This is a genomic window from Pseudomonas sp. NPDC090752, assembly GCF_055584805.1.
Map to the genome: position 1 here is coordinate 220,297 of NZ_JBVJLI010000004.1, position 26,842 is coordinate 247,138.

At 62.7% G+C, this 26,842-nt stretch carries 28 protein-coding genes; 18 read left to right on the forward strand and 10 right to left on the reverse strand.

Translation table 11 applies throughout. The features are described 5' to 3' along the window. The first annotated feature begins 46 nt into the window (after positions 1-46). The 3 genes from ACZ6YA_RS08285 to ACZ6YA_RS08295 all read left to right on the forward strand — a co-directional run bounded on the left by ACZ6YA_RS08285 (position 47) and on the right by ACZ6YA_RS08295 (position 2,084). Positions 47-1,003 carry a LysR family transcriptional regulator gene (locus ACZ6YA_RS08285; protein WP_465896621.1) on the forward strand — a complete coding sequence of 319 codons (957 nt, stop codon included), beginning with the start codon at positions 47-49 and terminating at the stop codon, positions 1,001-1,003. 55 nt (positions 1,004-1,058) lie between these two features. Further along, entirely contained in the window at positions 1,059-1,514 is a 456-nt protein-coding gene (locus ACZ6YA_RS08290; protein WP_465896622.1) for a MarR family winged helix-turn-helix transcriptional regulator, read from the forward strand. Positions 1,515-1,655: 141 nt separating this feature from the next. Then, positions 1,656-2,084, forward strand: coding sequence for an organic hydroperoxide resistance protein (locus ACZ6YA_RS08295; protein ID WP_465896623.1), 429 nt, complete (start codon positions 1,656-1,658; stop codon positions 2,082-2,084). Between the two features lie 55 nt (positions 2,085-2,139). On the opposite strand, the gene efp is transcribed toward ACZ6YA_RS08295, so the two are convergent. Together efp and earP are read right to left on the reverse strand one after the other, a co-directional pair. Continuing rightward, positions 2,140-2,712 (reverse strand): elongation factor P, encoded by a 573-nt coding sequence (efp, locus tag ACZ6YA_RS08300; protein ID WP_465896624.1) that lies wholly within the window; start codon positions 2,710-2,712, stop codon positions 2,140-2,142. A 48-nt stretch (positions 2,713-2,760) separates the two neighbouring features. Continuing rightward, positions 2,761-3,894 carry an elongation factor P maturation arginine rhamnosyltransferase EarP gene (gene earP, locus ACZ6YA_RS08305; RefSeq protein WP_465896625.1) on the reverse strand — a complete coding sequence of 378 codons (1,134 nt, stop codon included), beginning with the start codon at positions 3,892-3,894 and terminating at the stop codon, positions 2,761-2,763. Between the two features lie 132 nt (positions 3,895-4,026). On the opposite strand from earP, the gene ACZ6YA_RS08310 reads away from it, so the two are divergent. Together ACZ6YA_RS08310 and ACZ6YA_RS08315 are read left to right on the forward strand one after the other, a co-directional pair. Then, positions 4,027-4,419 carry a hypothetical protein gene (locus ACZ6YA_RS08310; protein ID WP_465896626.1) on the forward strand — a complete coding sequence of 131 codons (393 nt, stop codon included), beginning with the start codon at positions 4,027-4,029 and terminating at the stop codon, positions 4,417-4,419. Then, positions 4,419-4,889: a GreA/GreB family elongation factor gene (locus tag ACZ6YA_RS08315; protein WP_465896627.1), complete on the forward strand. Its 471-nt coding sequence runs from the start codon at positions 4,419-4,421 to the stop codon at positions 4,887-4,889. Before ACZ6YA_RS08310 ends, ACZ6YA_RS08315 begins: the two co-directional genes overlap by 1 nt. A gap of 111 nt (positions 4,890-5,000) precedes the next feature. On the opposite strand, the gene ACZ6YA_RS08320 is transcribed toward ACZ6YA_RS08315, so the two are convergent. After that, a complete protein-coding gene (locus ACZ6YA_RS08320) occupies positions 5,001-5,933 on the reverse strand; it encodes a LysR family transcriptional regulator (protein ID WP_465896628.1) in 933 nt (310 codons plus the stop codon). 117 nt (positions 5,934-6,050) lie between these two features. Between ACZ6YA_RS08320 and ACZ6YA_RS08325 the strand changes: the two genes are divergently transcribed. The 4 genes from ACZ6YA_RS08325 to ACZ6YA_RS08340 all read left to right on the forward strand — a co-directional run bounded on the left by ACZ6YA_RS08325 (position 6,051) and on the right by ACZ6YA_RS08340 (position 10,847). Then, positions 6,051-6,800 (forward strand): 3-oxoacyl-ACP reductase family protein, encoded by a 750-nt coding sequence (locus tag ACZ6YA_RS08325; RefSeq protein ID WP_465896629.1) that lies wholly within the window; start codon positions 6,051-6,053, stop codon positions 6,798-6,800. Positions 6,801-6,849: 49 nt separating this feature from the next. Beyond that, positions 6,850-8,043, forward strand: coding sequence for an MFS transporter (locus tag ACZ6YA_RS08330; protein ID WP_465896630.1), 1,194 nt, complete (start codon positions 6,850-6,852; stop codon positions 8,041-8,043). A 96-nt stretch (positions 8,044-8,139) separates the two neighbouring features. After that, entirely contained in the window at positions 8,140-8,520 is a 381-nt protein-coding gene (locus tag ACZ6YA_RS08335) for a hypothetical protein (protein ID WP_465896631.1), read from the forward strand. Between the two features lie 188 nt (positions 8,521-8,708). Then, positions 8,709-10,847 (forward strand): TonB-dependent siderophore receptor, encoded by a 2,139-nt coding sequence (locus tag ACZ6YA_RS08340; protein WP_465896632.1) that lies wholly within the window; start codon positions 8,709-8,711, stop codon positions 10,845-10,847. Positions 10,848-10,934: 87 nt separating this feature from the next. Here the strand turns inward: ACZ6YA_RS08340 and ACZ6YA_RS08345 are convergent, their stop codons facing one another. Further along, positions 10,935-11,534, reverse strand: coding sequence for an FMN-dependent NADH-azoreductase (locus tag ACZ6YA_RS08345; RefSeq protein WP_465896633.1), 600 nt, complete (start codon positions 11,532-11,534; stop codon positions 10,935-10,937). 109 nt (positions 11,535-11,643) lie between these two features. After that, positions 11,644-11,958, reverse strand: a complete 315-nt coding sequence (locus tag ACZ6YA_RS08350) for a 3-phosphoglycerate kinase (RefSeq protein ID WP_465896634.1) — start codon at positions 11,956-11,958, stop codon at positions 11,644-11,646. 48 nt (positions 11,959-12,006) lie between these two features. Between ACZ6YA_RS08350 and ACZ6YA_RS08355 the strand changes: the two genes are divergently transcribed. The 4 genes from ACZ6YA_RS08355 (at position 12,007) to ACZ6YA_RS08370 (ending at position 16,203) form a co-directional block, all read left to right on the forward strand. After that, positions 12,007-12,930: a LysR family transcriptional regulator gene (locus ACZ6YA_RS08355; protein WP_465896635.1), complete on the forward strand. Its 924-nt coding sequence runs from the start codon at positions 12,007-12,009 to the stop codon at positions 12,928-12,930. A gap of 13 nt (positions 12,931-12,943) precedes the next feature. Further along, positions 12,944-13,756: an alpha/beta fold hydrolase gene (locus tag ACZ6YA_RS08360; protein WP_400802306.1), complete on the forward strand. Its 813-nt coding sequence runs from the start codon at positions 12,944-12,946 to the stop codon at positions 13,754-13,756. Then, positions 13,750-14,307 carry a peptidylprolyl isomerase gene (locus tag ACZ6YA_RS08365; RefSeq protein WP_465896636.1) on the forward strand — a complete coding sequence of 186 codons (558 nt, stop codon included), beginning with the start codon at positions 13,750-13,752 and terminating at the stop codon, positions 14,305-14,307. Before ACZ6YA_RS08360 ends, ACZ6YA_RS08365 begins: the two co-directional genes overlap by 7 nt. A gap of 63 nt (positions 14,308-14,370) precedes the next feature. After that, on the forward strand, positions 14,371-16,203 hold the full coding sequence (locus ACZ6YA_RS08370) for an ABC transporter ATP-binding protein (RefSeq protein ID WP_465896637.1): 1,833 nt from the start codon (positions 14,371-14,373) through the stop codon (positions 16,201-16,203). A 15-nt stretch (positions 16,204-16,218) separates the two neighbouring features. Here ACZ6YA_RS08370 and ACZ6YA_RS08375 read toward each other — a convergent pair whose 3' ends face one another. Then, positions 16,219-17,604: an aminotransferase-like domain-containing protein gene (locus ACZ6YA_RS08375; RefSeq protein ID WP_465896638.1), complete on the reverse strand. Its 1,386-nt coding sequence runs from the start codon at positions 17,602-17,604 to the stop codon at positions 16,219-16,221. 279 nt (positions 17,605-17,883) lie between these two features. Here ACZ6YA_RS08375 and ACZ6YA_RS08380 point away from each other — a divergent pair, with 279 nt between their 5' ends. Next, positions 17,884-19,053: an MFS transporter gene (locus ACZ6YA_RS08380; protein WP_465896639.1), complete on the forward strand. Its 1,170-nt coding sequence runs from the start codon at positions 17,884-17,886 to the stop codon at positions 19,051-19,053. Here ACZ6YA_RS08380 and ACZ6YA_RS08385 read toward each other — a convergent pair. Continuing rightward, on the reverse strand, positions 19,040-19,801 hold the full coding sequence (locus tag ACZ6YA_RS08385) for an SDR family oxidoreductase (RefSeq protein WP_465896640.1): 762 nt from the start codon (positions 19,799-19,801) through the stop codon (positions 19,040-19,042). The genes ACZ6YA_RS08380 and ACZ6YA_RS08385 overlap by 14 nt on opposite strands. 289 nt (positions 19,802-20,090) lie before the next feature. Here ACZ6YA_RS08385 and ACZ6YA_RS08390 point away from each other — a divergent pair, with 289 nt between their 5' ends. From ACZ6YA_RS08390 to kdsA, 3 genes are all read left to right on the forward strand, one after another. Beyond that, positions 20,091-21,092 carry an NADP-dependent oxidoreductase gene (locus tag ACZ6YA_RS08390; RefSeq protein ID WP_465896641.1) on the forward strand — a complete coding sequence of 334 codons (1,002 nt, stop codon included), beginning with the start codon at positions 20,091-20,093 and terminating at the stop codon, positions 21,090-21,092. A 152-nt stretch (positions 21,093-21,244) separates the two neighbouring features. Beyond that, the gene (locus ACZ6YA_RS08395; protein ID WP_465896642.1) at positions 21,245-22,084 is read left to right on the forward strand and encodes a lipopolysaccharide kinase InaA family protein; all 840 of its coding nucleotides are present in this window, start codon (positions 21,245-21,247) and stop codon (positions 22,082-22,084) included. A gap of 37 nt (positions 22,085-22,121) precedes the next feature. After that, complete coding sequence (gene kdsA / locus ACZ6YA_RS08400; RefSeq protein WP_465896643.1) at positions 22,122-22,964, forward strand: 3-deoxy-8-phosphooctulonate synthase; 843 nt, start codon at positions 22,122-22,124, stop codon at positions 22,962-22,964. Positions 22,965-23,177: 213 nt separating this feature from the next. On the opposite strand, the gene pyrF is transcribed toward kdsA, so the two are convergent. Beyond that, on the reverse strand, positions 23,178-23,879 hold the full coding sequence (gene pyrF / locus ACZ6YA_RS08405) for an orotidine-5'-phosphate decarboxylase (RefSeq protein WP_465896644.1): 702 nt from the start codon (positions 23,877-23,879) through the stop codon (positions 23,178-23,180). Between the two features lie 182 nt (positions 23,880-24,061). Here pyrF and ACZ6YA_RS08410 point away from each other — a divergent pair, with 182 nt between their 5' ends. After that, on the forward strand, positions 24,062-24,229 hold the full coding sequence (locus ACZ6YA_RS08410) for a DUF2897 family protein (protein WP_465896645.1): 168 nt from the start codon (positions 24,062-24,064) through the stop codon (positions 24,227-24,229). Between the two features lie 49 nt (positions 24,230-24,278). On the opposite strand, the gene ACZ6YA_RS08415 is transcribed toward ACZ6YA_RS08410, so the two are convergent. Together ACZ6YA_RS08415 and ACZ6YA_RS08420 are read right to left on the reverse strand one after the other, a co-directional pair. Next, on the reverse strand, positions 24,279-24,611 hold the full coding sequence (locus tag ACZ6YA_RS08415) for a ComEA family DNA-binding protein (protein WP_465896646.1): 333 nt from the start codon (positions 24,609-24,611) through the stop codon (positions 24,279-24,281). A 186-nt stretch (positions 24,612-24,797) separates the two neighbouring features. Continuing rightward, positions 24,798-26,807, reverse strand: coding sequence for a polysaccharide biosynthesis protein (locus tag ACZ6YA_RS08420; RefSeq protein ID WP_465896647.1), 2,010 nt, complete (start codon positions 26,805-26,807; stop codon positions 24,798-24,800). Positions 26,808-26,842: the final 35 nt, after the last annotated feature.

Sequence of the window (26,842 nt, forward strand, 5' to 3'; positions counted from 1 at the left end):
AGCCACGCACAATGGCTATGCGTTTCTCGCAAAAGCAGAATTTTTTATGAGCCCTGATACCCTCACCGACCAGTTGAGCCTGTTCCTTGATGTACTGGAGACCGGTAGCTTTTCCGCTGCCGCCCGGCGTCATCCGCTGACCCCCTCCGCCGTCGCGCGGCGCATCGACAACCTCGAAAACGCCGTTGGCAGCCGCCTGTTCACCCGCAGCACCCATGCCGTGCGCGCCACACCGGCAGGCAATGCCTTCGCCGAGCGTGCCCGGCGCATCATCGAAGAATTGCGCCTGGCCCGTGCCGAGGCCGTGTCGCTGAGCAATTCCCCGGAGGGCCTGATCCGCATTGACGCCCCCGCCGCCTTCGGCCGCCGCCACCTGGCGCCGGCCATCGCCGATTTCCTGGTCGCCTACCCGGGCCTGGATGTCCATCTGCGACTGATCGACAGCTTCGTCGACCTGCACGGCAGCCACCTGGGCGAAGTCGACCTGGTCCTGCGCGCGGGCCCGCTGGCCGATACGCGCCTGGTCGCCACGCCACTGGCCTACATGGTGCGCATCGCCTGCGCCAGCCCCGCCTACCTGGCCAGCCGCAGCGTACCTGCGTGCCCCAGCGAACTGCCTGATCACGACGGGCTGGATTGGGACGGCCTGGCGCCACCCTTCGCCTGGCGCTTCACTGTCGACGGGCAACAGCGCCTATACCGCCCCTCGCGCATGCGCATGGCCGCCAACAATGCCGAGACCTTACTGTTCGGCGCCCTCGCCGGCCTGGGTATCGCCCATTTGCCGACCTGGCTTATCAGCGACTACCTGCTGCGGGGGGAACTGGTGCCGCTGTTTTGCGACACTGGCCTGCCTGCGGCAGAGACCAGCGGTATTTATGCGCTCCGCCTGGAACATGAAACGAACTCTCGCAGCCGCTTGCTGCTCGAATTCCTCAAGAGCCGCTTCAGCCCGATTCCACCCTGGGACCTGGCACTTAGAAGCGAGCTGCGCTGGCAATGAGCGCGCAAACTTTCAGCGTGCTAGATTCGACCATTGATCACATTCAAGGACCTGCATGAACGCCGACACCCAAGCCTCCTGTGACGAGCTGCTGCTGGACAACCAGGTCTGCTTCGCCCTGCACTCCACCTCGTTGCTGATGACCAAGGTCTACAAGCCGTTGCTCCAGGCGCTGGGCCTGACCTACCCGCAATACCTGGCCATGCTCGTGCTGTGGGAACAGGACGGCCTGACCGTGGGCGAGATCAGCCAGCATTTGCTCACCGACCCCGGCTCGCTGACTCCTTTGCTCAAACGCCTGGAAAGCGAAGGCCTGCTCAAGCGCACCCGCAGCCGCGAGGACGAACGGGTGGTGCTGGTGCAGCTCACGGACAAAGGCCACGCCCTGCAGCAGCAGGCCAAAGAGGTGCCGCCGTGCATCCTCAAGGCCAGCGGCCGCAGCCTGGAAAGCCTGCAAAAGCTGCAGGCCGACCTGCTGGCATTACGCGAGAACCTGCAAAAAAACCTCTGACGGCTATGCTGTGCGATGCCCGTTCGGATGAGCGGTGAAGATTTATATTGCGCACAAACTAATTGCGCGCTAATTTAAATCCCGTACCCACCCGGCGCTCCCGCTTCAAGCGGGGCGCACAGCACACTAGCGAGGCTCAAGATGCAAAAGGTCACTCCGCTGTACATCGCAGAAGCCACCTCCACCGGCGGTCGCGACGGCAAATCCCGCTCCAGCGACGGCAAGCTGGAAGTTAAGCTGAGCACCCCCAAGGAATTGGGCGGCGCGGGCGGTGACGGCACCAACCCCGAGCAGATGTTCGCCGCCGGTTACTCGGCCTGCTTCATCGGTGCACTGAAATTCGTCGCCGGCCAGGAGAAAAAATCGCTGCCTGCCGACGCCTCGATCACCGCCAAGGTCGGCATCGGCCAGATCCCAGGTGGTTTTGGCCTGGATATCGACCTGCACATCAACCTGCCCGGCCTGGCCCAGGCCGACGCCGAAGGGCTGGTGGAGAAAGCGCACCAGGTTTGCCCTTACTCCAACGCCACCCGCGGCAATGTGGATGTGCGGTTGCACGTGACGGTGTAAATCACAGGCACAAAAAAACCCGGCCGAGGCCGGGTTTTTTGTTTCACAAGAAGGATTACTTCTTGGAACGACCTTTGTAAGCGCCGCCTTCACGAGTGTCGATGTCGATCCACTCGTCGATCTGGATGAAGTCGGCAACCTGCAGCTCAGTGCCGTTCTTCAGTTTGGCAGGCTTCATGACCTTGCCGGAGGTGTCACCGCGAGCAGCGTTCTCGGTGTAGACAACCTGACGGCTGATGGTGGTCGGCAGTTCAACCGATACCAGGCGGCCTTCGAAGAACACGGCTTCACAGACGTCTTCCATGCCTTCTTCGATGAACGGCAGAACGGCTTCGATGTCTTCGGCGTTCAGCTCGTACATGGTGTAGTCGGTGGTGTCCATGAAGGTGTACGAGTCACCGCTGATGAACGACAGGGTCGCTTCTTTGCGATCCAGGATCACGTCGTCCAGCTTGTCGTCCGCACCGAATACGGTTTCGGTCTTGTAGCCGGTCAGCAGGTTCTTCAGCTTGGTCTTCATGATCGCGCTGTTGCGACCCGATTTGGTGAACTCGGCTTTCTGAACCAGCCACGGGTCGTTGTCGATCCGCAGTACGGTACCGGGTTTCAGTTCTTTACCAGTTTTCATTACGAAGTATCCGAATCTGGATGGATTTATAAAAATCGAGGCCGCATATCATAGCCAATTTCGGTAAAACTGTACCAGCGCCTTGGCAAGGTCCGGCCGAGCGGCCTGCTCGGCCGCCCAATCTCGGGCATGCTGCTGCAGCTCCGGCCAATGTTTACGGGCCTCTTGCCATGCCTGGCGCATGTCGTGGTCCATGTTCCAGGCGCGCCACAATGCCACCAGTGCTTCGCCGGCAGCGTCCGACAGGCCCTGTCGGTAAAGGCGCAGGAACGCTTCGAGCTTTTCCCAGTGGGCGTTTTCTTCTTGCACGTAGATGTGCCACAGCATCGGCCGGCCAGCCCACTGCGCGCGCACGAACGAGTCCTCGCCGCGCACCGCGTTGAAATCACAGGCCCACAGCAGCCGGTCGTAATCATGCTGGCTGACGAACGGCAAGATCTGCACGGTCAGCGCGTCGCGCCGGTAGACATCACCGACCTTGAGCCCCGGTTCGCCCAGCCACCGACCCAGATCGCCCAGAATGCGGCCTTGCGGCACCAGCAGATGAGTGGTGCAGGTATCAGTGGATAACGCATCGAGCCAGGCGCCCAGCTGCGGGTTTTCGTAGGCGAACAGTGAGATCAGCTGTGCATCCGCTTGCGCTCGAATACCCAAGCTGTGCAGGAACGCAGCGCGGGCCTCGGCGGACTGCTCGAAGGCCTGTCGTTGCCGCAGCAGCGAGGCCTCGCGCAGAAGCCCGCCAGTCTTTTCGGTAAAGCCAGGAAAGAAAAATATTTTGCGCAGGCCGTTCGGCTGCGGCGAGGGTAGCCCATGGCAACCCTCTACCCAGTCCTCGGCACTGAGGTAGTCAAGGTTGAGCCACAGAACCGGCTTGGCCCGCGCACGCATTGCCTCGACATACGGCAATGGCAACTGGCAGGCGAAGGCACCAATCACTACATCGGCGGGTTCCACCGGCTGCCACTGCGCAGGCCAGGCACGCACATCGACGCCCTGCTGCCATTGCTGCGCAGCGCTGGCGTCGGCTCCCGGGCACATGGGCACAAAGGCATTCAGGTCATCCACCCACAGGCGCACCGCCAGATCGTGCTCGGCGACCAGCTGCCGAGCCAACCGCCAAGTCACCCCAATATCGCCGTAGTTGTCGACGACGCTGCAGAAGATGTCCCACGCGACTTTCATAGGTCCTGCCCTCGCCCTGCGCAAATCGGCGAATTCTGCGTTCAAATCGTCGCCGACAAAAGCGCTAATACTGAAAGATCGCCCGATGCCATGCGACAATGGCGCCTCGTCCCGCCCTGCCAGGAGGCCGTCATGCCCCGCCACCGTGAATTGAAGATCACCCTCAAACCACTGCAACTGGTCCTGTGCGTGGCATTTGGCCTGTGGCTCGGCGCCGTGGCCATTGCCCTGAGCCTGTGGCTGGCGGTGCGCTGGTGGCCCGAGCAGGTGCAACCGGTGGCCCAGGCCGTCGCCCCTTCCCCCGCCCGCCCGGTAGCCCCGCCCGCACAGCCGCTGGATGCGCAGGGCGAAATGTTCCAGCGCTACAAGGACATCCTGCACAAGCAGGAGCTGCAGCAAGCCGCTGAAGCCGCCCAAGGCAACCCGCGTAACCTCAACAGCCCCAAGTGCCAGTTCTGGCTGTCGCAGAACCGTACGGCGCCGACCGACAAGAGCCAGGCCAACGTGCTGGAGTTCTGTTACTGATGGACAAGGCTAGCCTGCTCACGCGCATCGTCGCTGCCCTGGAAACCGACATGGAGGTGCTGCGCCGCGCTGCCCAGACCGCCTACGAAACCGCCACCGCCGAAGAAAACATCGCCGAGAACAAGTACGACACGCTTGGCCTGGAAGCGTCGTACCTGGCCACCGGCCAGGCCAGGCGCACGGCCGAGATTCGTCAGGCACTACTCACCTACCGGCAGTTGCTGCTGCGCGAATACGATCCGGCGCGGGGGGTGCAGGTGAGCAACCTGGTGACACTGGAGGATGAGGATGGCGGGAAACGGTTGCTGTTTCTCGGGCCCGAAGCGGCGGGCCTGAAAATGGGCGAGGGGGATGGGCTGGTAACCGTGATAACGCCGCGTTCGCCCCTGGGGCAACTGCTGGCGGGCAAAAAGGTCGATGATGAGGTGAACCTCGGGACACAGGTCTTTTATATTATCGATGTTGTCTGATAGGGCCCTTTCGCGGGGCAAGCCCGCTCACACAGGATCCCCATAATATCCAGATGCAAGTTGCTCCTGTGGGAGCGGGCTTGCCCCGCGAAGAGGCCGGTACATGCGCACCTAGCCCAGCGCATCAAACCGCTCCGCCAACCTGCGCTCAGCGAACTGCTCCTGAACAAACTCGATGAACGCCCGGGTCTTGCCCGGCAGCAGCTTGTGTTCGGCGTAGTACAGGCTGATATGTCCATCGTCCACATACCAGTCCGGCAACACCCTCTGCAGCAACCCTGCCTCCAGGTATGGCACGGCAAACGGCAGGCTGACCAGGGCAATGCCCAAGCCCTGCTGCGCCACAGCGCAGGCCGCATCCGAGTCACTCATGGTCATCGCCTGGCGCAACTGCAAGGGCTGTTGCGCGTGCCAGCGGCTAGTCAGTGGCCAGGACCGCACGCGGCCGGTCTGCGGTGAGCGAATCAGGATCCCGGCATGGCTCTGCAGCGTTTGCGGATCTTCGATGCCCGGGTGTTGGCTCAAATACCCGGGCGCGGCCACCAATACTCGATGCGCCGGCGTCAGCTTGCGCGCCACCACCCCCAACGGCAGCTCGAAACCGCCGCCGATTGCGGCATCGAAGCCCTGGCCGATCAGGTCCACCTGGCGGTTGTCGAAGTGCCAGTCCGGGGTGATCGCCGGGTAGCGGTGCAAAAAATCGCCCAGCAACGGCAGCACGTACAAGCGCCCGAATACGGTCCCCATGCTCACCCGCAACAGCCCGGCCGGTTGGCCTTCGGCGCTGGCCAGGTTGGCCACGGCGTACTGGATGGTGCGAAAGCTGTCGCTGACTTCACCGAGAAAACGCTGTCCAGCTTCAGTCAAGGTCAGCTTGCGCGTACTACGCTGGAACAGCCGCACGCCGAGGCGCGCCTCCAGTTGGGCGACATGCTTGCCCACCGCCGCCGGGGTCAGGCTCAGGCGGCGGGCGGCCTCGGCAAAGCTGCCGACCTCGGCGCTGCGGATGAAACACTCAAGGGCGTTGAACGATTCCATGGCCATGATTACCAACCAAAGGTTTACTCTGCTGATAGCGATTGCCATCTTATCAGCAGGTAATCATCGGTCGATACTGCGCCCATCCAAGGCATTCGGCCTTGCTTCCAGCAGGAGATCAGCATGTCCAAGCAACTTACCCTCGAAGGCAAAGTGGCCCTGATCCAGGGCGGCTCCCGCGGCATTGGCGCCGCCATCGTCCGCCGCCTGGCGCGCGAAGGCGCACAGGTTGCCTTCACCTACGCCAGCTCCGAAGGCCCGGCCAACGACCTGGTAGAAGAAATCAAGGCAGCCGGTGGCCAAGCCCTGGCCCTGCGCGCCGACAGCGCCGACGCCGCCGCCGTGCAGCTGGCGGTCGACGACGCCGTAAAAGCCTTCGGCCGCCTCGATATCCTGGTCAACAACGCCGGCGTCCTGGCCGTGGCGCCATTGGTAGACTTCGACCTCGCCGATTTCGACCGCACGCTGGCCATCAATGTACGCAGCGTGTTCGTCGCCAGCCAGGCCGCCGCCCGCTACATGGGCCAGGGCGGGCGGATCATCAACATCGGCAGCACCAATGCCGAACGCATGCCGTTCGCCGGCGGTGCGCCTTATGCCATGAGCAAATCGGCCTTGGTCGGCCTGACCAAGGGCATGGCGCGTGACCTGGGGCCGCAGGGCATTACCGTAAACAACGTGCAGCCCGGGCCAGTGGACACCGACATGAACCCGGCCAGCGGCGAGTTCGCCGACAGCCTGATCCCGCTGATGGCCATCGGGCGCTATGGCCAGGTGGATGAAATCGCCAGCTTCGTGGCTTACCTGGCAGGGCCGGAGGCCGGCTACATTACCGGCGCCAGCCTGACCGCCGATGGTGGCTTTGCCGCCTGATAGACTGGGGGCCAGGTGCCCCCTGCTTTTTCCTGAACACGAGAACCCCATGACCTCCCCGACCCTCAGCCGCGCGCTGATCCTGCTGATGGCCACCGCCACCGGCCTGGCCGTGGCCAGCAATTACTATGCCCAGCCCCTGCTGCACAGCATCGCCGAACAGTTCGGCCTGAGTACCGCCAGCGCCGGCAGCATCGTCATCGCCGCGCAGCTCAGCTACGGCGCCGGCCTGCTGTTGCTGGCGCCCCTGGGCGACCTGTTCGAGCAGCGCCGCCTGATCGTGATCATGTCGGTGATCGCCACCCTGGGCCTGGTGATCAGTGCCTGCGCCCCCAGCCTGCCGTGGCTGATTCTCGGCACCGCGCTCACCGGCCTGTTCTCGGTGGTGGCGCAGATCCTCGTGCCGATGGCCGCGACCCTGAGCGAACCGCACCAGCGCGGACGCGCCGTGGGCACCTTGATGAGCGGCCTGCTGCTGGGCATCCTGCTGGCACGCACCGCTGCCGGTTTCATGGCCGAGCTGGGCGGCTGGCGCAGCATCTACGTACTGGCCGCCGTGCTGATGTCCATCACCGCCTTTGCCCTGTACCGCAGCCTGCCGCAACACCACAGCCATGCCGGGCTGAAGTACCCGGCACTGATCGGCTCGGTGTTCCGCTTGTTCATCGAAGAGCCGGTGCTGCGCCTGCGCTCGCTGCTGGGGTTACTGGCGTTCAGCCTGTTTGCCCTGTTCTGGACACCGCTGGCGTTCCTGCTGGCACAACCGCCTTACCAATATTCCGACGCGATCATTGGCCTGTTCGGGCTGGCCGGGGCGGCCGGTGCGCTGTCAGCCAACTGGGCCGGGCGCCTGGCCGACCGCGGCAAGGGCGCGCTGGGCACCACCGTGGGGCTGGTAGCACTGCTGCTGTCTTGGGTACCGCTGGGCTTCGCGCAAAGCTCGTTGCTGGCGCTGCTGCTGGGCGTGCTGCTGCTCGACCTGGCCGTGCAGCTGGTGCACGTGAGCAATCAGAACGCGGTAATCGCGCTGCGGCCCGAAGCCCGTACCCGGCTGAATGCCGGCTACATCACCTGTTATTTCATTGGCGGCGCGCTAGGCTCCTTGCTGGGCACCCAGTTGTTCCAGCATTCGGGCTGGATGGGCATCGTGATCGCCGGGTTGCTGATCGGCGCATTGGCGCTGCTGGTGTGGGGTTGGGCCGAACACAAGCGCAAGCGCGCGCCGCGGGCCTGCGAGGCATAAGGCCACACCACCCTCCGTCGCCTGCCCGTTGACTTGCCCGTCACGCCAGCGCTCAGTAAGCGCTGGCTAAGCCCCTTTCACTGACAGGATGACTCAATGACAAGGCTCACGGTGCAATCCGGCGATTTCTTGCAAGGTGAAGGCGAGTATCGCAATGGATCGCTCACACTCAAAACCCCGCGCAGCCCCTCGCCTGGCGAGCGGATATCCCTGACTCGCATCAGCGATTTGCAGCTGGCCAGCCTGGAGACCAGCCGCAGCCTGGGCACCGCGCTTGGCTGGGGCGTGGCCGGTGCCCTGGTGGCAGGCCCGGTGGGCCTGCTGGCGGGGTTGTGGCTGGGTGGTAAGGAGGAGGAAGCCACCTTCCTGGCCACCTTCAAGGATGGCCGCAAGTTGATGGCCATCACCGATGGCAAGACCTGGTCGAAGATTGATGACAGCTGGCGCCAGCATCGGCGCCCGGCCGCGGGAGACTAAGCGTTTCAGGCACACTTTGATTATTCGTGCCTGATAAGATGCGGCACTTTTTGTCTGCACCGGCCTCTTCGCGGGGCAAGCCCGCTCCCACAGGTATATCACTGCTATCAGGTTCGGTGGTGCACCTGTGGGAGCGGGCTTGCCCCGCGAAGAGGCCGGTGTGCTCTCTGCCGCTTAAGGACCCCCGCATGCCCTCGCTCCGCCCTCGCCTGCCCCTGAGCCTGCTCAGCCTGGGCCTGGCCCTGCACAGCCTCCAAGGATGGGCTGAAGACAGTGTGACACTCGCCCCCGTGCAGGTATCCGACACCTACGGCAGCGATGGCTATCAAGCGCGAGAGGTAGCAGTAGGCGGATTCCAGCCTGCGCCCCTGCTCGACACGCCCGCGTCGGTCAGTGTATTCAGCCAGCAACTGATCGAAGACCGCCAGGTGCGCAAGCTCAGCGAAGTGCTGCAAAGCGACGCCTCGGTCGGCGAGAGCTATGCCCCGATTGGCTACTACGAAAACTTCAACGTGCGCGGCTTCGAGCTGAACGCCGCCAGTAGCTACCGCATCAACGGCCAGACCATCGCCGGCGAGCAGAACGTGGCGCTGGAAAACAAACAGCAGGTCGAACTGCTCAAGGGCCTGTCAGGCCTGCAGAGTGGCGTGTCGGAGCCCGGCGGGCTGATCAACTACGTGACCAAGCGCGCCGAGGATGTGCGCAGCGTCACGGTCTCCACCAACGAACACGGCGAACGCTACCTGGCCACAGACCTGGGCGGCTGGTTCGGCAGCGAGCGGCAGTTCGGCCTGCGCGCCAACCTTGCCCATGAAGATATCCGCTCGTACGTCGACCACGCCGACGGCAAGCGTGACTTCGCCTCGCTAGCCTTCGACTGGCAGATCAGCCCCGACGCCACCTTGCAGTTGGATGCCGAGTACCAGCACCGCGAGCAACGCTCGGTGCCGGGCTACCAGCTGCTGGGCGGCAGCGAAGTGCCGCACGGCATCGACCCGGACGACCGTCTGGCCTACCAGCATTGGGCCAAACCTGTGCAGAACGATTCGCTGAACCTCGGCGGGCGCTTCCAGTACCGCTTCAACGATGCCTGGAGCGGCACCCTGAGCGCCTCGCGCAGCAAGGTAGTAATCGATGACTACAGCGCCTTCGCCTGGGGCAGCGAAGGCGGCTGGCAGTCGCACTTCAGCCCGGAAGGCGACTACGACATCTACGATTTCCGCAGCCCCGACGACACCCGCCGCACCGACGAAGCGCAGGCCGTGCTGAACGGAAAATTCGATGCGCTCGGCGTGGGTCATGAGCTGACCGTGGGCACCAGCGCGCAACGTCGTACGCTGGATCAACGCCCTTACTACAACGAACTGGTCGGCGGCGGCAATATCTACACCGGCGCACCTGCCGTGGAACCCTCTGACCGGCCCATCGGTGCCAGCGAGCGGCGTCTGGACAGCCGCCAGTACGGCGTGTTCGTCAGTGACCGCATCAGCTTCAACGAGCAATGGCAGACGGTGCTCGGCGCCCGTGAAGTGCGCCTGGACGAACAGACCTGGGACGAAAACGGCGTGGCCGGGCGCCATACCCGGCAATACCAGCTGCTGCCCAATGCCGCGCTGATCTACAAGCCGCGCCCCGACACCACGCTGTATGCCAGCTACGCCAAAGGTCTTTCAAGCGGTGGCACCGCCCCGTGGTTTGCCAGCAACGCGGCCGAGATCCTCGCCCCTACCCTGTCGCACCAACTGGAGCTCGGCATCAAGCGAGACTGGCAAGGCATGAGTTTCAGCGCCGCACTGTTCCAGATCCGCCAGGCTTACCAGTACGCCCGCCCACAGGAGGATGGCAGCTTCACCTACGTGCAGCAGGGCCAGCAGAAAAACATCGGCCTGGAGCTCGGCGCCAGCGGCTGGGTGACCTCGGACCTGCAGATCCAGGCCAGCGCCGCAGCGATTCGTGCGCGGGTCGAGAACAGCGGCACCGAGGCTTACGAAGACCATCAGGCCATTAACGTGCCACGTCTTCGCGCCGCCCTGCAGGCCGATTACACCCTGCCGGTTCCAGGCCTGGCCTTGCTTGGCGGGGCACGGTATAGCGCCAGCAAGTATGCGAGCCAGGCCGGCAACGTCGAAGTCGGTGGTTACACCGTGTTCGATCTCGGCAGCCGCTACCGCACGCGCATCGGGGGGTATGACACGGTGTTGCGGCTGACCGTGGACAATGTGTTCGACAAACGCTACTGGCGGGATGTGGGGGATTACCTCGGGGACAACTACCTGTTCCAGGGCGCACCGCGCACGGCCCGCCTGTCGGCCTCAGTGAGTTTCTAACGTGCATAAAAAAGCCCGGCCATCGAGGCCGGGCAGGTACACCCAAAGGAGCAAAACAAGGTGTCAGGGTTGGGAATGCGTTGAAACTCAGGCCACCGCCGCCAGCTTGGCCTTGGCCTGGTTGATGCCTTTTTCAAAGAAGTCGCCGCTCATGTTCAGGCCTTCGGCATGGATGAAGTTCACATCATGGATACCGATGAACGCCATCACCTGGCGCAGGTACGGTTCCTGGTGATCGCTGGTGGCGCCGGCATGAATGCCGCCGCGGGCAGTCAGGACGATGGCGCGCTTGCCGGTCAGCAGGCCTTGCGGGCCGGTCGGGGTGTACTTGAAGGTGATGCCGGCACGCAGCACGTGGTCCAACCAGGCCTTGAGGGTGCTGGGGATGGTGAAGTTGTACATCGGCGCGGCCATCACCAGCACATCGGCGGCGAGCAGTTCGTCGGTCAGTTCATTGGAACGGGCCAGGGCTTCGAGTTCGGCGGCGCTGCGCTGATCTTCTGGCTTCATCCAGCCACCGAGCAGGTTGGCGTCCAGGTGCGGTACCGGGGTCACGGCCAGGTCACGCACAGTGATTGCGTCAGCCGGATGCGCCGCTTGCCATTGCTCGATGAAGTCACGGGTCAGTTGACGGGAAACGGAATCCTGCTGGCGGGCGCTGCTTTCGATGATCAGTACGCGGGACATGGGGTGCCTCCATCGGCAAATAGGGTGCGATTCGATGGAGGTGAGATTAAGGCTTGACCTATCGATAAAAAAGCGTAAAAAGTGGGTTCAATCTATCGATTAATCCGTTTTATTGCGCTTTGCAGTCCAGCGCAATACGCAGCTTGATGATCTGCCGGTTGAATTTCGCCGTCACATCCACACTTTTGCCCGCCGGCACGTTGACCCGACGTACCCGTGGCGCCTCGGGGCCATTGCGGAAGGTCACCTTGCAAGCCGCCGGCACTTGCCCATAGTTGTTCAGGGTGATGGCACCGATATCGTAGGCGGTGTCGTAGGCGGTGTAGTCCAGCTTGACCCCGGTCAGTTCCTTCTCCACATCGATGGGGTAAGCCCAAGCCCCTAGGGGCAGGCACATCAGTATTGCCGCACAACATTTCTTCATGGGGCGCTCTCCTTGAAAGAGCGCAGCTTAGGACAACAGGAGCCAAAGATGAAAGCGCCGCGCGTGACCCTGGATCAGTGGCGGACCCTGCAGGCAGTGGTCGATCACGGTGGCTTTGCCCAGGCCGCCGACGCCCTGCACCGTTCGCAGTCGTCAGTCAGCTACACGGTGGCGCGCATGCAGGAGCAACTGGGTGTGCCGCTGCTGCGCATCGATGGCCGCAAGGCGGTGTTGACCGAGGCCGGCAACGTGCTGCTGCGCCGCTCGCGGCACCTGGTCAAGCAGGCCAGCCAGCTCGAAGACCTGGCCCACCATATGGAGCAAGGCTGGGAAGCCGAGGTGCGCGTAGTGGTCGATGCTGCCTACCCCAGCGCCCGCTTGGTACGCGCCTTGGCCGCGTTCATGCCGCAGAGCCGCGGTTGCCGGGTGCGCCTGCGTGAAGAGGTGCTGTCCGGGGTCGAAGAAGTGATGCATGAAGGCATCGCCGACCTTGCCATCAGCAGCTACAGCATTGGCGGCTACCTGGGTACCGAGCTGAGCGCGGTGGAGTTCGTTGCCGTTGCCCACCCCGAACACAGCCTGCATCGGCTGGGCCGGGACATCACCTTCCAGGACCTGGAAAGCCAACTGCAGGTGGTGATCCGCGACTCGGGCCGTTCGCAGCCGCGCGATGTCGGCTGGCTCGGCGCCGAGCAGCGCTGGACCGTCGGCAGCCTGGGCACCGCGACCACCTTCGTCAGCAGTGGCCTGGGCTTTGCCTGGCTGCCACGCCACATGATCGAACGCGAACTGCGCGACGGCGTGCTCAAGCCATTGCCACTGGATCAGGGTGGCAGCCGCCACCCACTGTTCTACCTTTATTCGAGCAAAGAGAAGACCTTGGGCCCGGCCACGCAGATCCTCATCGACCTGCTGCGCAATTTCGACACCGCGCCTCTGGACGTGCCCTTCGCAGCCCCCCCACAAGCCTGAGAGGACCGCGCCCATGGCCTATTTCGAACATGAAGGATGCTCGCTGCATTATCAGGAATACGGTCAGGGCGAACCCCTGGTGCTGCTGCACGGCCTTGGCTCCAGCAGCCAGGACTGGGAGCTGCAGGTACCCGAGTTGAGCCGCCACTACCGGGTGATCCTGATGGACATCCGCGGCCACGGCCGCTCCGACAAGCCGCGCGACGGCTATCAGATCGCCACTTTCAGCGCCGACCTGCTGGCCCTGCTTGAACACCTGCAGACAGGACCGGTGCACTTCGTCGGGCTGTCCATGGGTGGCATGGTCGGTTTTCAGTTCGCCGTCGACCACCCGCAATGGCTGCGCAGCCTGTGTATCGTCAACAGCGCCCCCGAAGTCAAACGCCGTACCCGCAGCGACTGGGTGTGGTGGGCCAAGCGCTGGGGCCTGGCGCGCATCCTCAGTGTCGAAACGGTCGGCAAGGGACTGGCCGAGCGGTTGTTCCCCAAGCCCGGGCAAGCCGACTTGCGCCGCAAGATGGCCGAGCGCTGGGCACGCAACGACAAGCGCGCCTACCTCAAGAGCTTCGATGCCATCGTCGACTGGGGCGTGCAGGAACGCATCGGGCAGATCCACTGTCCCACGCTGGTAATCGCCGCCGACCACGATTACACCCCGGTACAACTTAAACAGCGCTATGTGGCCCTGATGCCCCAGGCAAGGCTGGTAGTCATCGATGATTCCCGGCACGCTACTCCCCTCGATCAACCCGAGGTCTTCAACCAGACGCTGCTGCAGTTCCTCGCAGCTGCTTCCACCTCTCAAGGATCTTTGAGCCCATGCTGAAAAAACTTCTGCTCACCGCCTGCTCGGTCGCCTTCGCCACCAGCGTCATGGCCTCCGACAAGACCCCTCACGTGTTGCTGGACACCAGCTTCGGTCAGGTCGAAATCGAGCTCAATGCAGAAAAAGCGCCGATCAGTACCAAGAATTTCCTGGCGTACGTCGACAGCGGTTTCTACAACAATACGATCTTCCACCGCGTGATCCCGGGCTTCATGGTCCAGGGCGGTGGCTTCACCGAACAGATGGTGCAAAAGCCGACCCAGGATCCGATCCGCAACGAGGCCAGCAATGGCCTGCAGAACACCCGGGGCACGCTGTCGATGGCGCGTACTTCCAATCCAAACTCGGCAACTAGCCAGTTCTTCATCAACGTCGCCGACAACGCCTTCCTGGATCCAGGTCGTGATGCCGGATATGCCGTATTCGGCAAGGTCACCAAGGGCATGGAAGTGGTCGACCAGATCGTCAATTCGCCCACCACCGTCAAGAAAGGCATGCGCGATGTGCCGGCCGACCCGGTGTACATCAAGTCCGCCAAACGCATCGACTGACCGCAGGCTTCACAGGGACGTGAAACCGCCTGAGGGTCGGGTTGAACAGGAGTGTTGTCACCCATGCTGTACCGCCGTTTCGAGCAACTGATCGACATTTTCCGCGACGCGCCCAGCGAGTCGCCGCCCACCCAGGTGTGGCCGTTCTACCTGTATTACCTGCGCCAGGTGTGGCCAAGTTTCCTCGCCCTGCTGGTGGTCGGCCTGTTCGCCTCGCTGATCGAAGTGGCAATGTTCAGCTACCTGAGCCGTATCATCGACCTGGCCCAAGGCACCCCCAATGCCAACTTCTTCAGCGAGCACAGCGGCGAGCTGATCTGGATGCTGGTGGTGATCCTGCTGCTGCGACCGATCTTCTTCGGCCTGCACGACCTGCTGGTGCACCAGACCATCAACCCCGGCATGACCAGCCTGATTCGCTGGCAAAACCACAGCTACGTGCTCAAGCAGAGCCTGAATTTCTTCCAGAGCGACTTCGCCGGGCGCATCGCCCAACGCATCATGCAGACCGGCAACTCGCTGCGCGATTCGGCGGTGCAGGCAGTGGATGCGCTGTGGCACGTGCTGATCTACGCAATCACCTCGCTGGTGCTGTTCGCCGAAGCCGACTGGCGGCTGATGCTGCCGCTGCTGGCATGGATCGGCGCCTACGTGGCCGCGTTGCTGTACTTCGTGCCACGGGTGAAGGAGCGTTCGGTGATTTCCTCCGATGCCCGCTCCAAGCTGATGGGGCGCATCGTCGACGGCTACACCAACATCGCCACCCTCAAGCTGTTCGCCCATACCGATCACGAGCAGCAGTACGCCCGTGAAGCGATCCGCGAGCAGACCGAGAAAACCCAGCTGGCATCGCGGGTGATCACCAGCATGGACGTAGTCATCACCACCCTCAACGGCTTGCTGGTGGTCACCACCACGGGCCTGGCGCTGTGGCTGTGGAGCCAGTCGCTGATCACCGTGGGTGCCATCGCCCTGGCCACTGGCCTGGTGATCCGCATCGTCAACATGTCGGGATGGATCATGTGGGTGGTCAACGGCATCTTCGAGAACATCGGCATGGTCCAGGACGGCCTGCAGACCATCGCCCAGCCCGTGGCCGTTACCGACAAACCCAATGCCCAACCGCTGAAAGTCACCCGTGGCGCGGTGCGTTTCGACGATGTCGACTTCCACTACGGTAAGGCGCGCAATGTGATCGAAGCGCTGAACCTGGATATCCGCCCGGGCGAGAAGATCGGCCTGATCGGCCCGTCCGGCGCCGGCAAGTCGACCCTGGTGAATCTGCTGCTGCGTCTTTACGACGTGCAGGGCGGGCGCATCCTGATCGATGGCCAGGACATCGCCGAGGTGACCCAGGCCAGCCTGCGCGCGCAGATCGGCATGATCACCCAGGACACCTCGCTGCTGCATCGCTCGATCCGCGACAACCTGCTCTACGGTCGCCCGGATGCCAGCGAAGCCGAACTGCGTGAAGCGGTGCGCCGGGCGCGCGCTGACGAGTTCATCCCGCAACTGTCGGACGCCCAGGGGCGCACCGGCTTCGATGCCCATGTGGGTGAGCGCGGAGTCAAGCTGTCCGGCGGCCAGCGCCAACGCATCGCGATTGCCCGGGTGCTGTTGAAGAACGCCCCCATTCTGATCATGGACGAAGCCACTTCGGCGCTCGATTCGGAAGTCGAAGCAGCCATCCAGGAAAGCCTGGAAACCCTGATGCAAGGCAAGACCGTGATCGCCATCGCCCACCGCCTCTCGACCATCGCGCGCATGGACCGCTTGGTGGTGCTGGACCAAGGGCATGTCGTCGAGAGCGGCAGCCACAGCGAATTGCTGGAGCAGCAAGGGCTGTATGCGCGCTTGTGGCACCACCAGACCGGGGGCTTCGTCGGCGTGGATTGACTCCACGCCCGCCCCTCACCTCCCTGCCTGCTGCAGGAAAGCCTGGGCGCGGGCGTCTTGCCCATAGGCGACATTGATACGCAGCCACTCGCTGCCAGCGCCTGCGAAGTCGAAGGCGCTGCCGGGGGTGAGCAACACCTCATGCTGCAAGGCCAGCTGTTCAAGGCTGGCGAAGTCCCGGCCCGGCACCCGCGCCCAGACGAACATGCCGCCGTAAGGCTCGCAGAACACTTGCCAGCCGTACTGTTCGAGCTGCCCAAGCAGCTTGGCCATGTGCTGGGCCAGGCGCCCCCTCAACCGCTGGGTGCTCTTGCGGTAGCTCCCGCTGGCGAGCATCTGACCCACCACCTGCTCGGCGAAGCGCGAGGTGCCGATGCCGCTGACCATTTTCAGCTCGGCCAGTTGCGCCAGCAGCGCGGGGTCTGCCACCAGGTAACCGACCCGCAGTGAGCTGCTCAGGGTTTTGGAGAAACTGGCCATGTAGATCACCCGCTGCTCGCTGTCGAGGGTGGCCAGGCGCGTGGCCGGCCCCTCCTGGAAGTCGGCGTAGATATCATCCTCGACGATGCGCAGATCATGCTCACGGGCCAGCTCCAGCAGGCGGTAGGCCACCTTGGGCGTCAGGCTCGTTCCGGTCGGGTTCTGGTACAGGCTGTTGATGAACAGGCACCGCGGCCGGTGCTCGGCCAGCAGGCGTTCGAGCACGGCGATGTCCGGCCCGGCCACTGTGCGCGGCACCGGCAGCATGCGCACCTGATGCTGGCGCAGCAGGTTGTACAGGTTGTAGTAGCCGGGGTTTTCCACCAGCACCGTGTCGCCGGGGCGCAGCAGCGTGCGCACCAGCAGGTCGAGGGCATGGCTGGCGCCCTGGGTGGTGAGGATGTGTTCGGGGTCGGCGGCGATGTCCAGCCGCGCCAGGCGCTTGTGCAGTTGCAGGCGCAGGCTGGCCAGGCCCAATGGCGGGCAGTAGTCGAACAGGTCCTGCGGGTTGCCGCGGCTGACCTGGCGGATGGCCTGGGCCAGTTCGGCATCCGCCCGCCAGGTGGTGGGCAGCCAGCCGCAGCCGAGCTTGAGCAATTGCTCCTGGCCTTCGCGGAATTGCCGCCAGCTGCCGTCACCAGTTTCGCCCCACATGGGCGCGTCATCAACGGTCAAGCCGGGCTTGCGTTCAGCGACGAAGAAGCCGGTACCGTGCCGAGCTTCGAGCCGACCGCTGGCGACCAGGCGGTCGTAGGCTTCGATCACGCAGGAGGCGCTGACGGCCTGGTCACGGGCCAGAGAGCGAATTGAAGGCAAGCGCGCGCCGGGACGTAAGCGCTGTTTTTCGATCCAGGCTTGCAGGTGCTCGGTGAGCTGCTGCACCAGGGGGGTTGGGCTTTGGCGGTCTAGGGGCAAGTACATGGGCTAGGTGTTTGCTGATTTTGAGCGAACAGTTAAGCATAAATGCAGGGGTGGTGTGCCTTGTTGGGAGGTCGACCTGGCAGCACTGTTGCAATACTGGCCCTTTCGCGGGCAAGCCCGCTCCCACAGTTATGGACTGCCTCCAATGGTTGGATTGCTGTCCAACTTTTTGGGGCAGTCCAGATACCCCACAAGCCTCATGGAGCCTGGAGTACCTGTGGGAGCGGGCTTGCCCGCGAAAGGGCCGGTACTGACACCTTAAATAATCAGGACCCACCCATGCCCCCGCGCACAAACCCTGCCCTACTGGCTTTCGCGCTTTGCCTGATCACCCTGGCAGTCAACCTGCAGGCCCCGCTCTACATCACCTACGCCGATCTTTCCGGCCAAGGCGCCGCCGCCACGGCGGTGGCCTTTTCCGCATACGTGGTAGGCGTGCTCCCCGTGCTGCTGGCCCTGGGCGGCCTGGCCGACCGGGTCGGGCGGCGGCCGCTGATCATCACCGCACTGCTGCTGTCGATGCTCGCTACTCTGCTCATGCTGCTGGCGCCAGGCCTTGAAACGCTGGCCCTGGCGCGACTGGTGCTGGGCCTGGGTACCGGCTTGGCCACAGCCACGGCAACGGCCTACATGGGCGAGTTGATGGGTGGCGACTGCAGCGCCCGCGCCGCCAACTGGGTCACCGCCAGCACCTCATTGGGTTTTGGCCTGGGCGCTGCGCTGACCAGCCTGTTCCTGCTGCGTGGACCCAGCCTGACGCCCGGCAGTTTTCATCTACAGCTGCTGCTGGCTAGCGTTGCCCTGGTACTGACCTGGCGCCTGCCCGACCCGCGCCCGGCGCAACGAGGCGCCATGCTACGCCTGCCCTTCTACCCACGCGGCAGTGTGGTGTATGGCCTGGCCATTCTGCTGGCCTGGGCCGGCACCGGCCTGGTCATCGCCTTGCTGCCGGGCATATTGCGCCAGCATGGCCTGAACGCCTGGTCGGGGTTCTCGACCTTCTGCGTCACCAGCTGCGGCCTGCTGTTCCAGCCCCTGGCCCGGCGCCTGCCCAGCGTGAACGCCACCCTGCTGGGCCTGGCGATCCTGCCGTGCAGCTATGCGCTGCTGGCCTGGGGCGCCAACGCCGGGCATCTGGGTGCAGTGCTGCTGGGCGCGGTGGCCGCCAGTAGCGCCTGCTATGGCTTCATCTACCTGGGCGGGCTGGCGGCGGTGAATGCGTTGGCGGGCAGCGAGAAGACCCGGGCCAGTGCCGGGTTCTTCCTGCTCGCCTACCTGGGGTTCAGCGTCCCAGTGATCTTTACAGGGATGCTGAGTGATCGGCTGGGGTCGGGGATGGCCTTGCTGGTGCTAGGCGTTTTTCTGCTGCTGGGGTGTGCAGCTGTCGCGCTGGCCTTGATGTTTTCTGCCCGCAACAGTACCCGGAGTGCGTCTCTCAGATTGCAGTAGCCCCACCATCCACCGTCAGGCTGTGCCCGGTGGTGAACGCGGCGCCATCACTGCACAGGTACAGCACCGCGCTGGCGATTTCCTCGACCTTGCCGATGCGCCCTACCGGATGCATCGCCGCGGCAAACTCGGCCTTGCGCGGGTCGGACTCATAGGCCCGGCGGAACATGTCGGTATCGATCACCGCCGGGCACACCGCATTCACCCGGATGCCCTTCTTGGCATATTCGATGGCCGCCGACTTGGTCAGGCCGATCACCGCATGTTTGGAAGCACTGTAGATGCTCATTTTCGGCGCCGCGCCAAGACCGGCCACCGACGCAGTATTGACGATCGCCCCGCCGCCCTGGGCCAGCAGCAAAGGCAGTTGGTACTTCATGCACAGCCACACGCCTTTGACGTTGACGCCCATGATGGCGTCGAACTCGGCCTCGCTGCCTTCGGCCAGGCGGCCCTGCTCGATTTCGATGCCGGCGTTGTTATAGGCATAGTCCAGACGGCCGTAGGCCTGGATGACCCGTTCGTGCAACTGGCGCACATCGGCATCGCGGGTGACATCGCAGGCCACGAACAGCGCTTCGCCACCCGCTTCTTGAATGAGCGCGACCGTGGCCTCGCCACCCACCGGTTCGAGGTCGGCCACCACCACCTTCAGGCCCTCCCGGGCGAACGCCAATGCCGTCGCCCGGCCGATCCCTGCCGCGCCGCCAGTGACCAGGGCTACCTGGCCGGAAAAGATCATGCTCATTGCTTGCTCCTGAGGGTCATGGGCTGTCAGCACCGGCCTCTTCGCGGGGCAAGCCCGCTCCCACAGATCTTTCATCGCAGACCTGAAGCTTGCACGGAACCTGTGGGAGCGGGCTTGCCCCGCGAAAGGGTCAGCGCAAATGAGCCTGGAGTCTAGTCAGGCTACCGTCCAACTGGGCAGGATCATCAGGCCAGCGGTTGGGCTACCATGCTTATCAGTGATTTTGCAGACCAACCGGGATCACCGCGTTAAATTGCCCACTTATGCCTCCTGCCCACAAGGACCCACCATGACCCAGACTAACCGCCGCTTCCTGCTCGCCAAACGCCCGGTCGGCGCCGTGCGCCGTGACGACTTCACCTTTGAAAGCGTGCCCGCCGAAGCCCCCGCCGATGGCCAGATCCAAGTGCGCAACCTGTACCTGTCGCTCGACCCAGCCATGCGCGGCTGGATGAACGAAGGCAAGTCGTACATCCCGCCCGTGGGCCTCGGCCAGGTCATGCGTGCGCTAGGCGTCGGCGAAGTAGTGGCCTCCAACCACCCTGACTACAAACCCGGCGACCACGTCAGCGGCGCCCTCGGCGTGCAGGACTATTTCACCGGCGAGCCCCAGGGCCTGCACAAGATCGACCCCAAGCTGGCCCCCCTGCCCCGCTACCTCTCAGCGCTGGGCATGACCGGCATGACCGCCTACTTCGCCCTGCTCGACGTCGGCCAGCCAAAAGCCGGTGACACCGTGGTCATCTCCGGCGCTGCCGGTGCGGTGGGCAGTATCGTCGGCCAGATCGCCAAGCTCAAAGGTTGCCGCGTGGTCGGCATTGCCGGTGGCGCGCAGAAATGCCAATACCTCAAGGACGAACTGGGCTTCGACGGCGTCATCGACTACAAGGCCGAAGACGTGCTCGCCGGGCTCAAGCGCGAATGCCCGCAGGGTGTTGACGTTTACTTCGACAACGTCGGCGGTGAGATCCTCGATGCCGTACTCACCCGCATCAACTTCAAGGCCCGCATCGTCATCTGCGGCGCGATCAGCCAGTACAACAGCAAGGAAGCGGTCAAAGGCCCGGCCAACTACCTGGCGCTGCTGGTCAACCGGGCGCGGATGGAAGGGTTCGTGGTGATGGACCATGCCAAGGAGTATGGCAAGGCGGCGCACGAGATTGCCGGGTGGCTGGCCAGTGGCAAGGTCAAGAGCAAGGAGGATGTGGTCGAGGGGCTGGAGACCTTCCCCGAGACGTTGCTCAAATTGTTCAGCGGGGAGAACTTCGGCAAGTTGGTTTTGAAGGTCTGAGGCACATTCAAACCGGGGCGCACTGCGCCCCGTTCGCCCTTCCTAACACACGCCTAACCGCTCTGCGACGATGAAATTGTAGGAAATATGTGAAAAAAATGTAATATTGGATCCACTGTAAAGTGGCTATTTGATATTACAAAGGACTGGACGTGGTTGGCGACACTCAGATTTGGCAGCACGAATACCCTCATACATTGCGCTATCGCGACACCACCCTTCACCTGCGCTGCCCCATTGCGCCGCACACCCGCCAGGCTTTCGAACGATTGATCGAGCAAAGCCCTACGTCCAAACGTATCAGCGCTCCGTTGGACTGCCCCAAGAGCCAGCTGTTTACCAAGCGTGAAAAACTAGACTCGCTTAAAAAGAAATGGCGAATTCAGCGGGGTAGCCCCAAGCGCAATGGGATGTACGACTGGTCGATCGAGGAACTCATCAACACCCACGAAGCAGGCCGCCGGGGTGCGCGGGTACCTGAACTCAAAGGCTTCGGTTACAGCCGGTCAAAGCTTGGCCTCATTCAGGATGTCTTTCTCATCACCGATTTGTTGACCGGGCATGTCGATGGGCTGACGCGTGTTCGTCAGGCGCCCAACGCGGTGCACGCGGTCATGCAGGCAACCTTTGAGTTGCTGCACGCATTGCACCGTCAGGGCATCACGCATATGGACCTGTGGGCGGGCAACGTCATGCTCCCCGAGCAAGGGGCGGCTCAGGCCATCGATCTGGAAAACAGCTTCTCCGGGTCAACGGCGCATATGGCGGAAACCCTGGGATTCCAGTTTGGCTTTTTCTACTATCGAGAAATCTACCGCTACATTACCGAAGCGGACTATGATGCTGCGGTAGAATGCGCGCTTGCCGAGTATTTCCCCGACGTGCAACGCTCTGCCTTCGACCGGGTCTATGCGCTAGCCAAACATCAGGACATCGGGCGCCTGGAGCGCCGCGAGATCTTCATCAGCGGTGTCCTTGAAAGTCGTTGGTAGAGCGCCATGGCTACCCCATGACTTTACAGAGTAGAAAATGATCAAGATTACCCAGAACATCGCGTGCTCCAACACCGCCCCCTTCGTTCTGTTCGGTGGCGTTAATGTCCTCGAATCCGAAGAGCTGGCCCTGACCGCCTGCGCCGAGTACGTTCGCGTCACCGAGAAACTGGGCATTCCTTATGTGTTCAAGGCCAGCTTCGACAAGGCCAATCGCTCTTCGATCCACTCCTATCGCGGCCCGGGCCTGGAAGAAGGCCTGCGCATCTTCGAGAAGGTGAAAGCCGAGTTCGGCGTACCGATCATTACCGACGTGCATGAAATCCACCAGTGCGCGCCCGTCGCCGAAGTGGTCGACGTGCTGCAGTTGCCTGCCTTCCTGGCCCGCCAGACCGACCTAGTGGTGGCCCTGGCCAAGACCGGCAAGCCGGTCAACATCAAGAAGCCGCAGTTCCTCAGCCCTTCGCAAATGCAGAACATCGTGCAGAAGTTCAACGAAGCCGGGAACGACCAGTTGATTCTGTGCGACCGCGGCACCTGCATGGGCTACGACAACCTGGTGGTCGACATGCTCGGCTTCGGTGTGATGAAGCGCACCTGCAATAATCTGCCAATCATCTTCGACGTGACCCACGCCCTGCAGAACCGCGACCCGTCGGGCGCCGCCTCCGGTGGCCGTCGCGAGCAAGTCGTCGACCTGGCACGTGCCGGCATGGCCGTTGGCCTGGCCGGTCTGTTCCTGGAAGCCCACCCGAATCCGGACCAAGCCAAGTGCGATGGCCCAAGCGCGCTGCCGCTGGACAAGCTGGAGCCGTTCCTGGCGCAGATCAAGGCGGTGGATGATTTGGTGAAGTCGTTCCCGCCGCTGGTCATTGCCTGATTCGAAGGCAATAAAAAGGGCCGACATGCGCAGTGCATGTCGGCCCTTTTTTCATTCTGCGGCAGACGCCGCACACCCCGTGGGAGCAACTGTCTTGCTCAAAAGTCAAAAAGTTGCGCGATCCTGTGGGGGCGGGCTTGCCCCGCGAACACGGGCAAAGCCCGTGCCATCCACCGCGGTGCCTGATTCGCGGGGCAAGCCCGCTCCCACAAATCAGCCGCGAATTTCGGCGACTACCGCCGCCAGTGCCTGCGCCGGGTCAGCCGCCTGGCTGATCGGGCGACCGATCACCAGGTAATCGGAACCGGCATCCAGCGCCTGACGCGGGGTCAGAATGCGGCGCTGATCATCCTGCGCACTGCCGGCTGGACGGATACCCGGGGTGACCAGCTGCAGCGAAGGGTGAGCGGCCTTCAGCGCCGGAGCCTCCAGCGCCGAGCACACCAGCCCGTCCATGCCCGCCTTCTCGGCCAGCGCCGCCAGGCGCAGCACCTGCTCCTGTGGGTCGATATCCAGGCCGATACCGGCCAGGTCCTCACGCTCCATGCTGGTCAGCACGGTAACGCCAATCAGCAGCGGCTGCGGGCCGCTGCGCTTGTCCAGCACTTCACGGCAGGCCGACATCATGCGCAGGCCACCGGAGCAGTGCACGTTGACCATCCACACGCCCATTTCGGCCGCCGCCTTGACCGCCATGGCGGTGGTGTTGGGGATGTCGTGAAACTTGAGGTCGAGAAAAACCTCGAAGCCCTTCGCACAAAGGGTCTCGACAATGCCCGAAGCGCTGCTGGTGAACAGCTCTTTGCCCACTTTTACCCGGCAAAGTGCAGGGTCGAGTTGGTCGGCCAGTTTCAGGGCGGCTTCGCGGGTAGGGAAATCCAGGGCGACGATCAGGGGCGTCTGGCAGGCGGACATGGTCGGGGTCTCTTGGCAAGTCGTAAACGGCGCGCATTGTAAACGAAGTGGGGCAGGCTTTGGGGGCCGTGGGTCATGAGAATTGGCCTGGCCGGGTGCGGCCCCTATAATTGAACCAACGGTCAAGGCAATCGCTCAACATTCATACAAGCGAAGCCGCTGATGTTCACAGGAGAACGACAATGCCCTGGTATGCCTGGCTGATACTCATCATAGCCCTCGGCTCGATCGTTGGCGGGCTGATGATGCTGCGTGATACGGCGAAGAAACTGCCGCTGACGGAGGAGCAATTGAAGAAGGTGCATGAGCGCAATGCGGAGGCGGATGCCAAGGATGCGCAGGATCGTTGAGGCATGGTACTGGGACCGGTGATTGATACCGGCCCCAGCGGTTTGCGCGCTACTCCACCACTAACTTGTCGCGATTGCGCTCAAACAGCGCATTTCCGATGCCTTTGATTTCCAGCAATTCGTCCACTGACGCGAACGGACCATTGGCCTCTCTGTAGGCAACGATGGCCTCAGCCTTCGTTTTGCCGATGCCATTGAGTTCGCGCTGCAGCGTTGGCGCGTCTGCCTGGTTAAGGTTCACCCGAGTTGAGGAGGCTTGCACCTGGCTGACCAGCGCTGGTGGCTCGGCCAAAGGAACACTGCTGGCCGGGGCTGCGCTGACGGAAAAAGACAGACCCGTGAACAATGGCAAGAACAGATAGGACAGAACGGTATTACGCATTTTGCACACTCCTTCGAGGCTGATTACAAGGCAGCGTTTCCTTGGCTGCTTGATAAAACTAGCGGCTCGAAGGCGACGAAGAAAGCACGATGAACAAGTGAATGGTTACCAGATTCAACAGCTGACAGCGCTGCAAAACATCAGCTGTAGGACGATACGCGAGCGTTCGAGCGAATGCAGGAATACTTAGCGGTCTTGGCGCTGCTGCTGGTAAACCCAATCGACGATTTCACCTTCCGGCGCGTAGCCGCTGACCAGCTCCCGCAACAGTTGCCGCACACGGGTGAAGTCATCTTCCGCCACTGCCTTGAACAACGAGGCCAGACGCTCGCGCAACAGGTCCCAGGCCACGAAGTCTTCGTTAGCCGCCATGATCATCGGGTGCGCCGTAGGGGATACATCATCGCCAATCAACAGCTCTTCATAAAGCTTCTCGCCAGGTCGCAACCCGCTGAACTCAATGGCGATATCGCCCTGGGGATTACTTGAACTGCGCACACTGAAGCCAGAGAGGTGAATCATCTTCTCGGCCAATTCGACGATCTTCACCGGCTCCCCCATGTCCAGCACGAACACATCCCCGCCCTGCCCCATCGCACCTGCCTGGACCACCAATTGCGCAGCTTCGGGGATGGTCATGAAATACCGGGTTATCTTCGGGTGAGTCACCGTCAACGGACCACCTGCTTTGATCTGCTGGTGAAACAACGGTATCACCGAGCCAGAAGAACCCAGCACGTTACCAAAACGCACCATGGTAAAGCGGGTCTTGTTGACGCGGGAAATCTTGCTGCTGTCGCCATACATAACCGGCGCCGCTTCACGGCTCAGCGCTTGCAGGACCAACTCGGAGAGGCGTTTGGAGCTGCCCATCACATTGGTCGGACGCACTGCCTTGTCGGTGGAGATGAGCACGAAGTTGGCCACGCCCGATTGCAGCGCGGCTTGAGCAGTGCACAGGGTACCGTACACGTTGTTGAGAATACCCTCGGCAACGTTGTGTTCGACCATCGGGACATGTTTGTAGGCCGCGGCGTGATAGACCGTGTCCACCCGCCAGGTGCTCATCACATCAGCCAGATGCTGCTGGTTACGCACCGAGCCCAATATCGGCAGCAGCTGTACTGACAGCGATTCACGGGTGATGCGCTGCTCCAGCTCGGTGAGGATGCTGTACAGGTTGAATTCGCTGTGATCGAACAGCAGTAAGGTCTTGGGCTCCAGGCCAATGATCTGCCGGCACAGCTCCGAGCCGATCGACCCGCCCGCGCCGGTAACCAGCACGGTCTGTTTCTTGTTGCAGCGCCAGAGCAATTCCTCTTGCGCCGGCACCGGGTCGCGCCCCAGCAGGTCGGCAATGTCGACGTCCTGGATGTCATCGACCTTGACCCGGCCACTGGCCAGGTCGGCAAACGCCGGCACACTGCGCACATGCAGCGGATAAGGTTCGAGGAACGCAAGAATCTCCTTGCGTCGCGCACGCGAAGCCGATGGCAGGGCCAGAAGGATTTCTTGGGCGCCGCTTTCCTTGATCATTTGTGCGAGGTGTTTGGGCTTGTAGACCTGCAGGCCGGAAATGACCCGGTTGGCAAGGTCGCCATCATCATCGATGAAAGCGACTGGTCGCATCACCCGCCCCATGCGCAACGCCGCCAGCAACTGGTTACCGGCCGTGCCTGCGCCATAGATGGCGACCTTGATAAGGCCGTCATCGCGGTTGGCGAACGGAATCTGGTGGGCACCGGTAAACCAGTCACCCAGGAAGTACTGGCGCATGATCAAGCGCAAGCCCCCGATGATCACCAGGCTTAGCCACCAGTAGTTGAAAATGATCGAGCGCGGCACGATGACTTGATGGTTGCTGTACCAGTAAACCACCACGGCCAGAATCAAAGCGGACAAGGTCACTGCTTTGATGATGGCCACCAGCGCATCGTTGCCGAAGTAACGCATCACCGCGCGGTACATGCCAAAACGGATGAACAATGGAATGGCCACGGCCGGCGCTGCCAGGAACAGCCAGGTATGTTCGATGATCGGGTTGTACATCTCATCGATGCCCAAACGGACAATGAATGACAGCCACAACGCAAACCAGATCAGCGCGACGTCAGTGCACACTTGTATCAGGCGCTTCTGCTGTCGGGACAGGTTCACCAGATACTGGCGTACCCTGTCATTGCTCGCATCACTCATCCGGTTCTCCTGTTTACCTTGAAGGCCCGATCCTG

What these genes read in the sequence shown, in the direction of transcription:
- ACZ6YA_RS08285 (WP_465896621.1), top strand. Translation starts at nt 47, where the DNA reads ATGAGCCCTGATACCCTCACCGACCAGTTGAGCCTGTTCCTTGATGTA.
- ACZ6YA_RS08290 (WP_465896622.1), top strand. Translation starts at nt 1,059, where the DNA reads ATGAACGCCGACACCCAAGCCTCCTGTGACGAGCTGCTGCTGGACAAC.
- ACZ6YA_RS08295 (WP_465896623.1), top strand. Translation starts at nt 1,656, where the DNA reads ATGCAAAAGGTCACTCCGCTGTACATCGCAGAAGCCACCTCCACCGGC.
- efp (WP_465896624.1), bottom strand. Translation starts at nt 2,712, where the DNA reads ATGAAAACTGGTAAAGAACTGAAACCCGGTACCGTACTGCGGATCGAC.
- earP (WP_465896625.1), bottom strand. Translation starts at nt 3,894, where the DNA reads ATGAAAGTCGCGTGGGACATCTTCTGCAGCGTCGTCGACAACTACGGC.
- ACZ6YA_RS08310 (WP_465896626.1), top strand. Translation starts at nt 4,027, where the DNA reads ATGCCCCGCCACCGTGAATTGAAGATCACCCTCAAACCACTGCAACTG.
- ACZ6YA_RS08315 (WP_465896627.1), top strand. Translation starts at nt 4,419, where the DNA reads ATGGACAAGGCTAGCCTGCTCACGCGCATCGTCGCTGCCCTGGAAACC.
- ACZ6YA_RS08320 (WP_465896628.1), bottom strand. Translation starts at nt 5,933, where the DNA reads ATGGCCATGGAATCGTTCAACGCCCTTGAGTGTTTCATCCGCAGCGCC.
- ACZ6YA_RS08325 (WP_465896629.1), top strand. Translation starts at nt 6,051, where the DNA reads ATGTCCAAGCAACTTACCCTCGAAGGCAAAGTGGCCCTGATCCAGGGC.
- ACZ6YA_RS08330 (WP_465896630.1), top strand. Translation starts at nt 6,850, where the DNA reads ATGACCTCCCCGACCCTCAGCCGCGCGCTGATCCTGCTGATGGCCACC.
- ACZ6YA_RS08335 (WP_465896631.1), top strand. Translation starts at nt 8,140, where the DNA reads ATGACAAGGCTCACGGTGCAATCCGGCGATTTCTTGCAAGGTGAAGGC.
- ACZ6YA_RS08340 (WP_465896632.1), top strand. Translation starts at nt 8,709, where the DNA reads ATGCCCTCGCTCCGCCCTCGCCTGCCCCTGAGCCTGCTCAGCCTGGGC.
- ACZ6YA_RS08345 (WP_465896633.1), bottom strand. Translation starts at nt 11,534, where the DNA reads ATGTCCCGCGTACTGATCATCGAAAGCAGCGCCCGCCAGCAGGATTCC.
- ACZ6YA_RS08350 (WP_465896634.1), bottom strand. Translation starts at nt 11,958, where the DNA reads ATGAAGAAATGTTGTGCGGCAATACTGATGTGCCTGCCCCTAGGGGCT.
- ACZ6YA_RS08355 (WP_465896635.1), top strand. Translation starts at nt 12,007, where the DNA reads ATGAAAGCGCCGCGCGTGACCCTGGATCAGTGGCGGACCCTGCAGGCA.
- ACZ6YA_RS08360 (WP_400802306.1), top strand. Translation starts at nt 12,944, where the DNA reads ATGGCCTATTTCGAACATGAAGGATGCTCGCTGCATTATCAGGAATAC.
- ACZ6YA_RS08365 (WP_465896636.1), top strand. Translation starts at nt 13,750, where the DNA reads ATGCTGAAAAAACTTCTGCTCACCGCCTGCTCGGTCGCCTTCGCCACC.
- ACZ6YA_RS08370 (WP_465896637.1), top strand. Translation starts at nt 14,371, where the DNA reads ATGCTGTACCGCCGTTTCGAGCAACTGATCGACATTTTCCGCGACGCG.
- ACZ6YA_RS08375 (WP_465896638.1), bottom strand. Translation starts at nt 17,604, where the DNA reads ATGTACTTGCCCCTAGACCGCCAAAGCCCAACCCCCCTGGTGCAGCAG.
- ACZ6YA_RS08380 (WP_465896639.1), top strand. Translation starts at nt 17,884, where the DNA reads ATGCCCCCGCGCACAAACCCTGCCCTACTGGCTTTCGCGCTTTGCCTG.
- ACZ6YA_RS08385 (WP_465896640.1), bottom strand. Translation starts at nt 19,801, where the DNA reads ATGAGCATGATCTTTTCCGGCCAGGTAGCCCTGGTCACTGGCGGCGCG.
- ACZ6YA_RS08390 (WP_465896641.1), top strand. Translation starts at nt 20,091, where the DNA reads ATGACCCAGACTAACCGCCGCTTCCTGCTCGCCAAACGCCCGGTCGGC.
- kdsA (WP_465896643.1), top strand. Translation starts at nt 22,122, where the DNA reads ATGATCAAGATTACCCAGAACATCGCGTGCTCCAACACCGCCCCCTTC.
- pyrF (WP_465896644.1), bottom strand. Translation starts at nt 23,879, where the DNA reads ATGTCCGCCTGCCAGACGCCCCTGATCGTCGCCCTGGATTTCCCTACC.
- ACZ6YA_RS08410 (WP_465896645.1), top strand. Translation starts at nt 24,062, where the DNA reads ATGCCCTGGTATGCCTGGCTGATACTCATCATAGCCCTCGGCTCGATC.
- ACZ6YA_RS08415 (WP_465896646.1), bottom strand. Translation starts at nt 24,611, where the DNA reads ATGCGTAATACCGTTCTGTCCTATCTGTTCTTGCCATTGTTCACGGGT.
- ACZ6YA_RS08420 (WP_465896647.1), bottom strand. Translation starts at nt 26,807, where the DNA reads ATGAGTGATGCGAGCAATGACAGGGTACGCCAGTATCTGGTGAACCTG.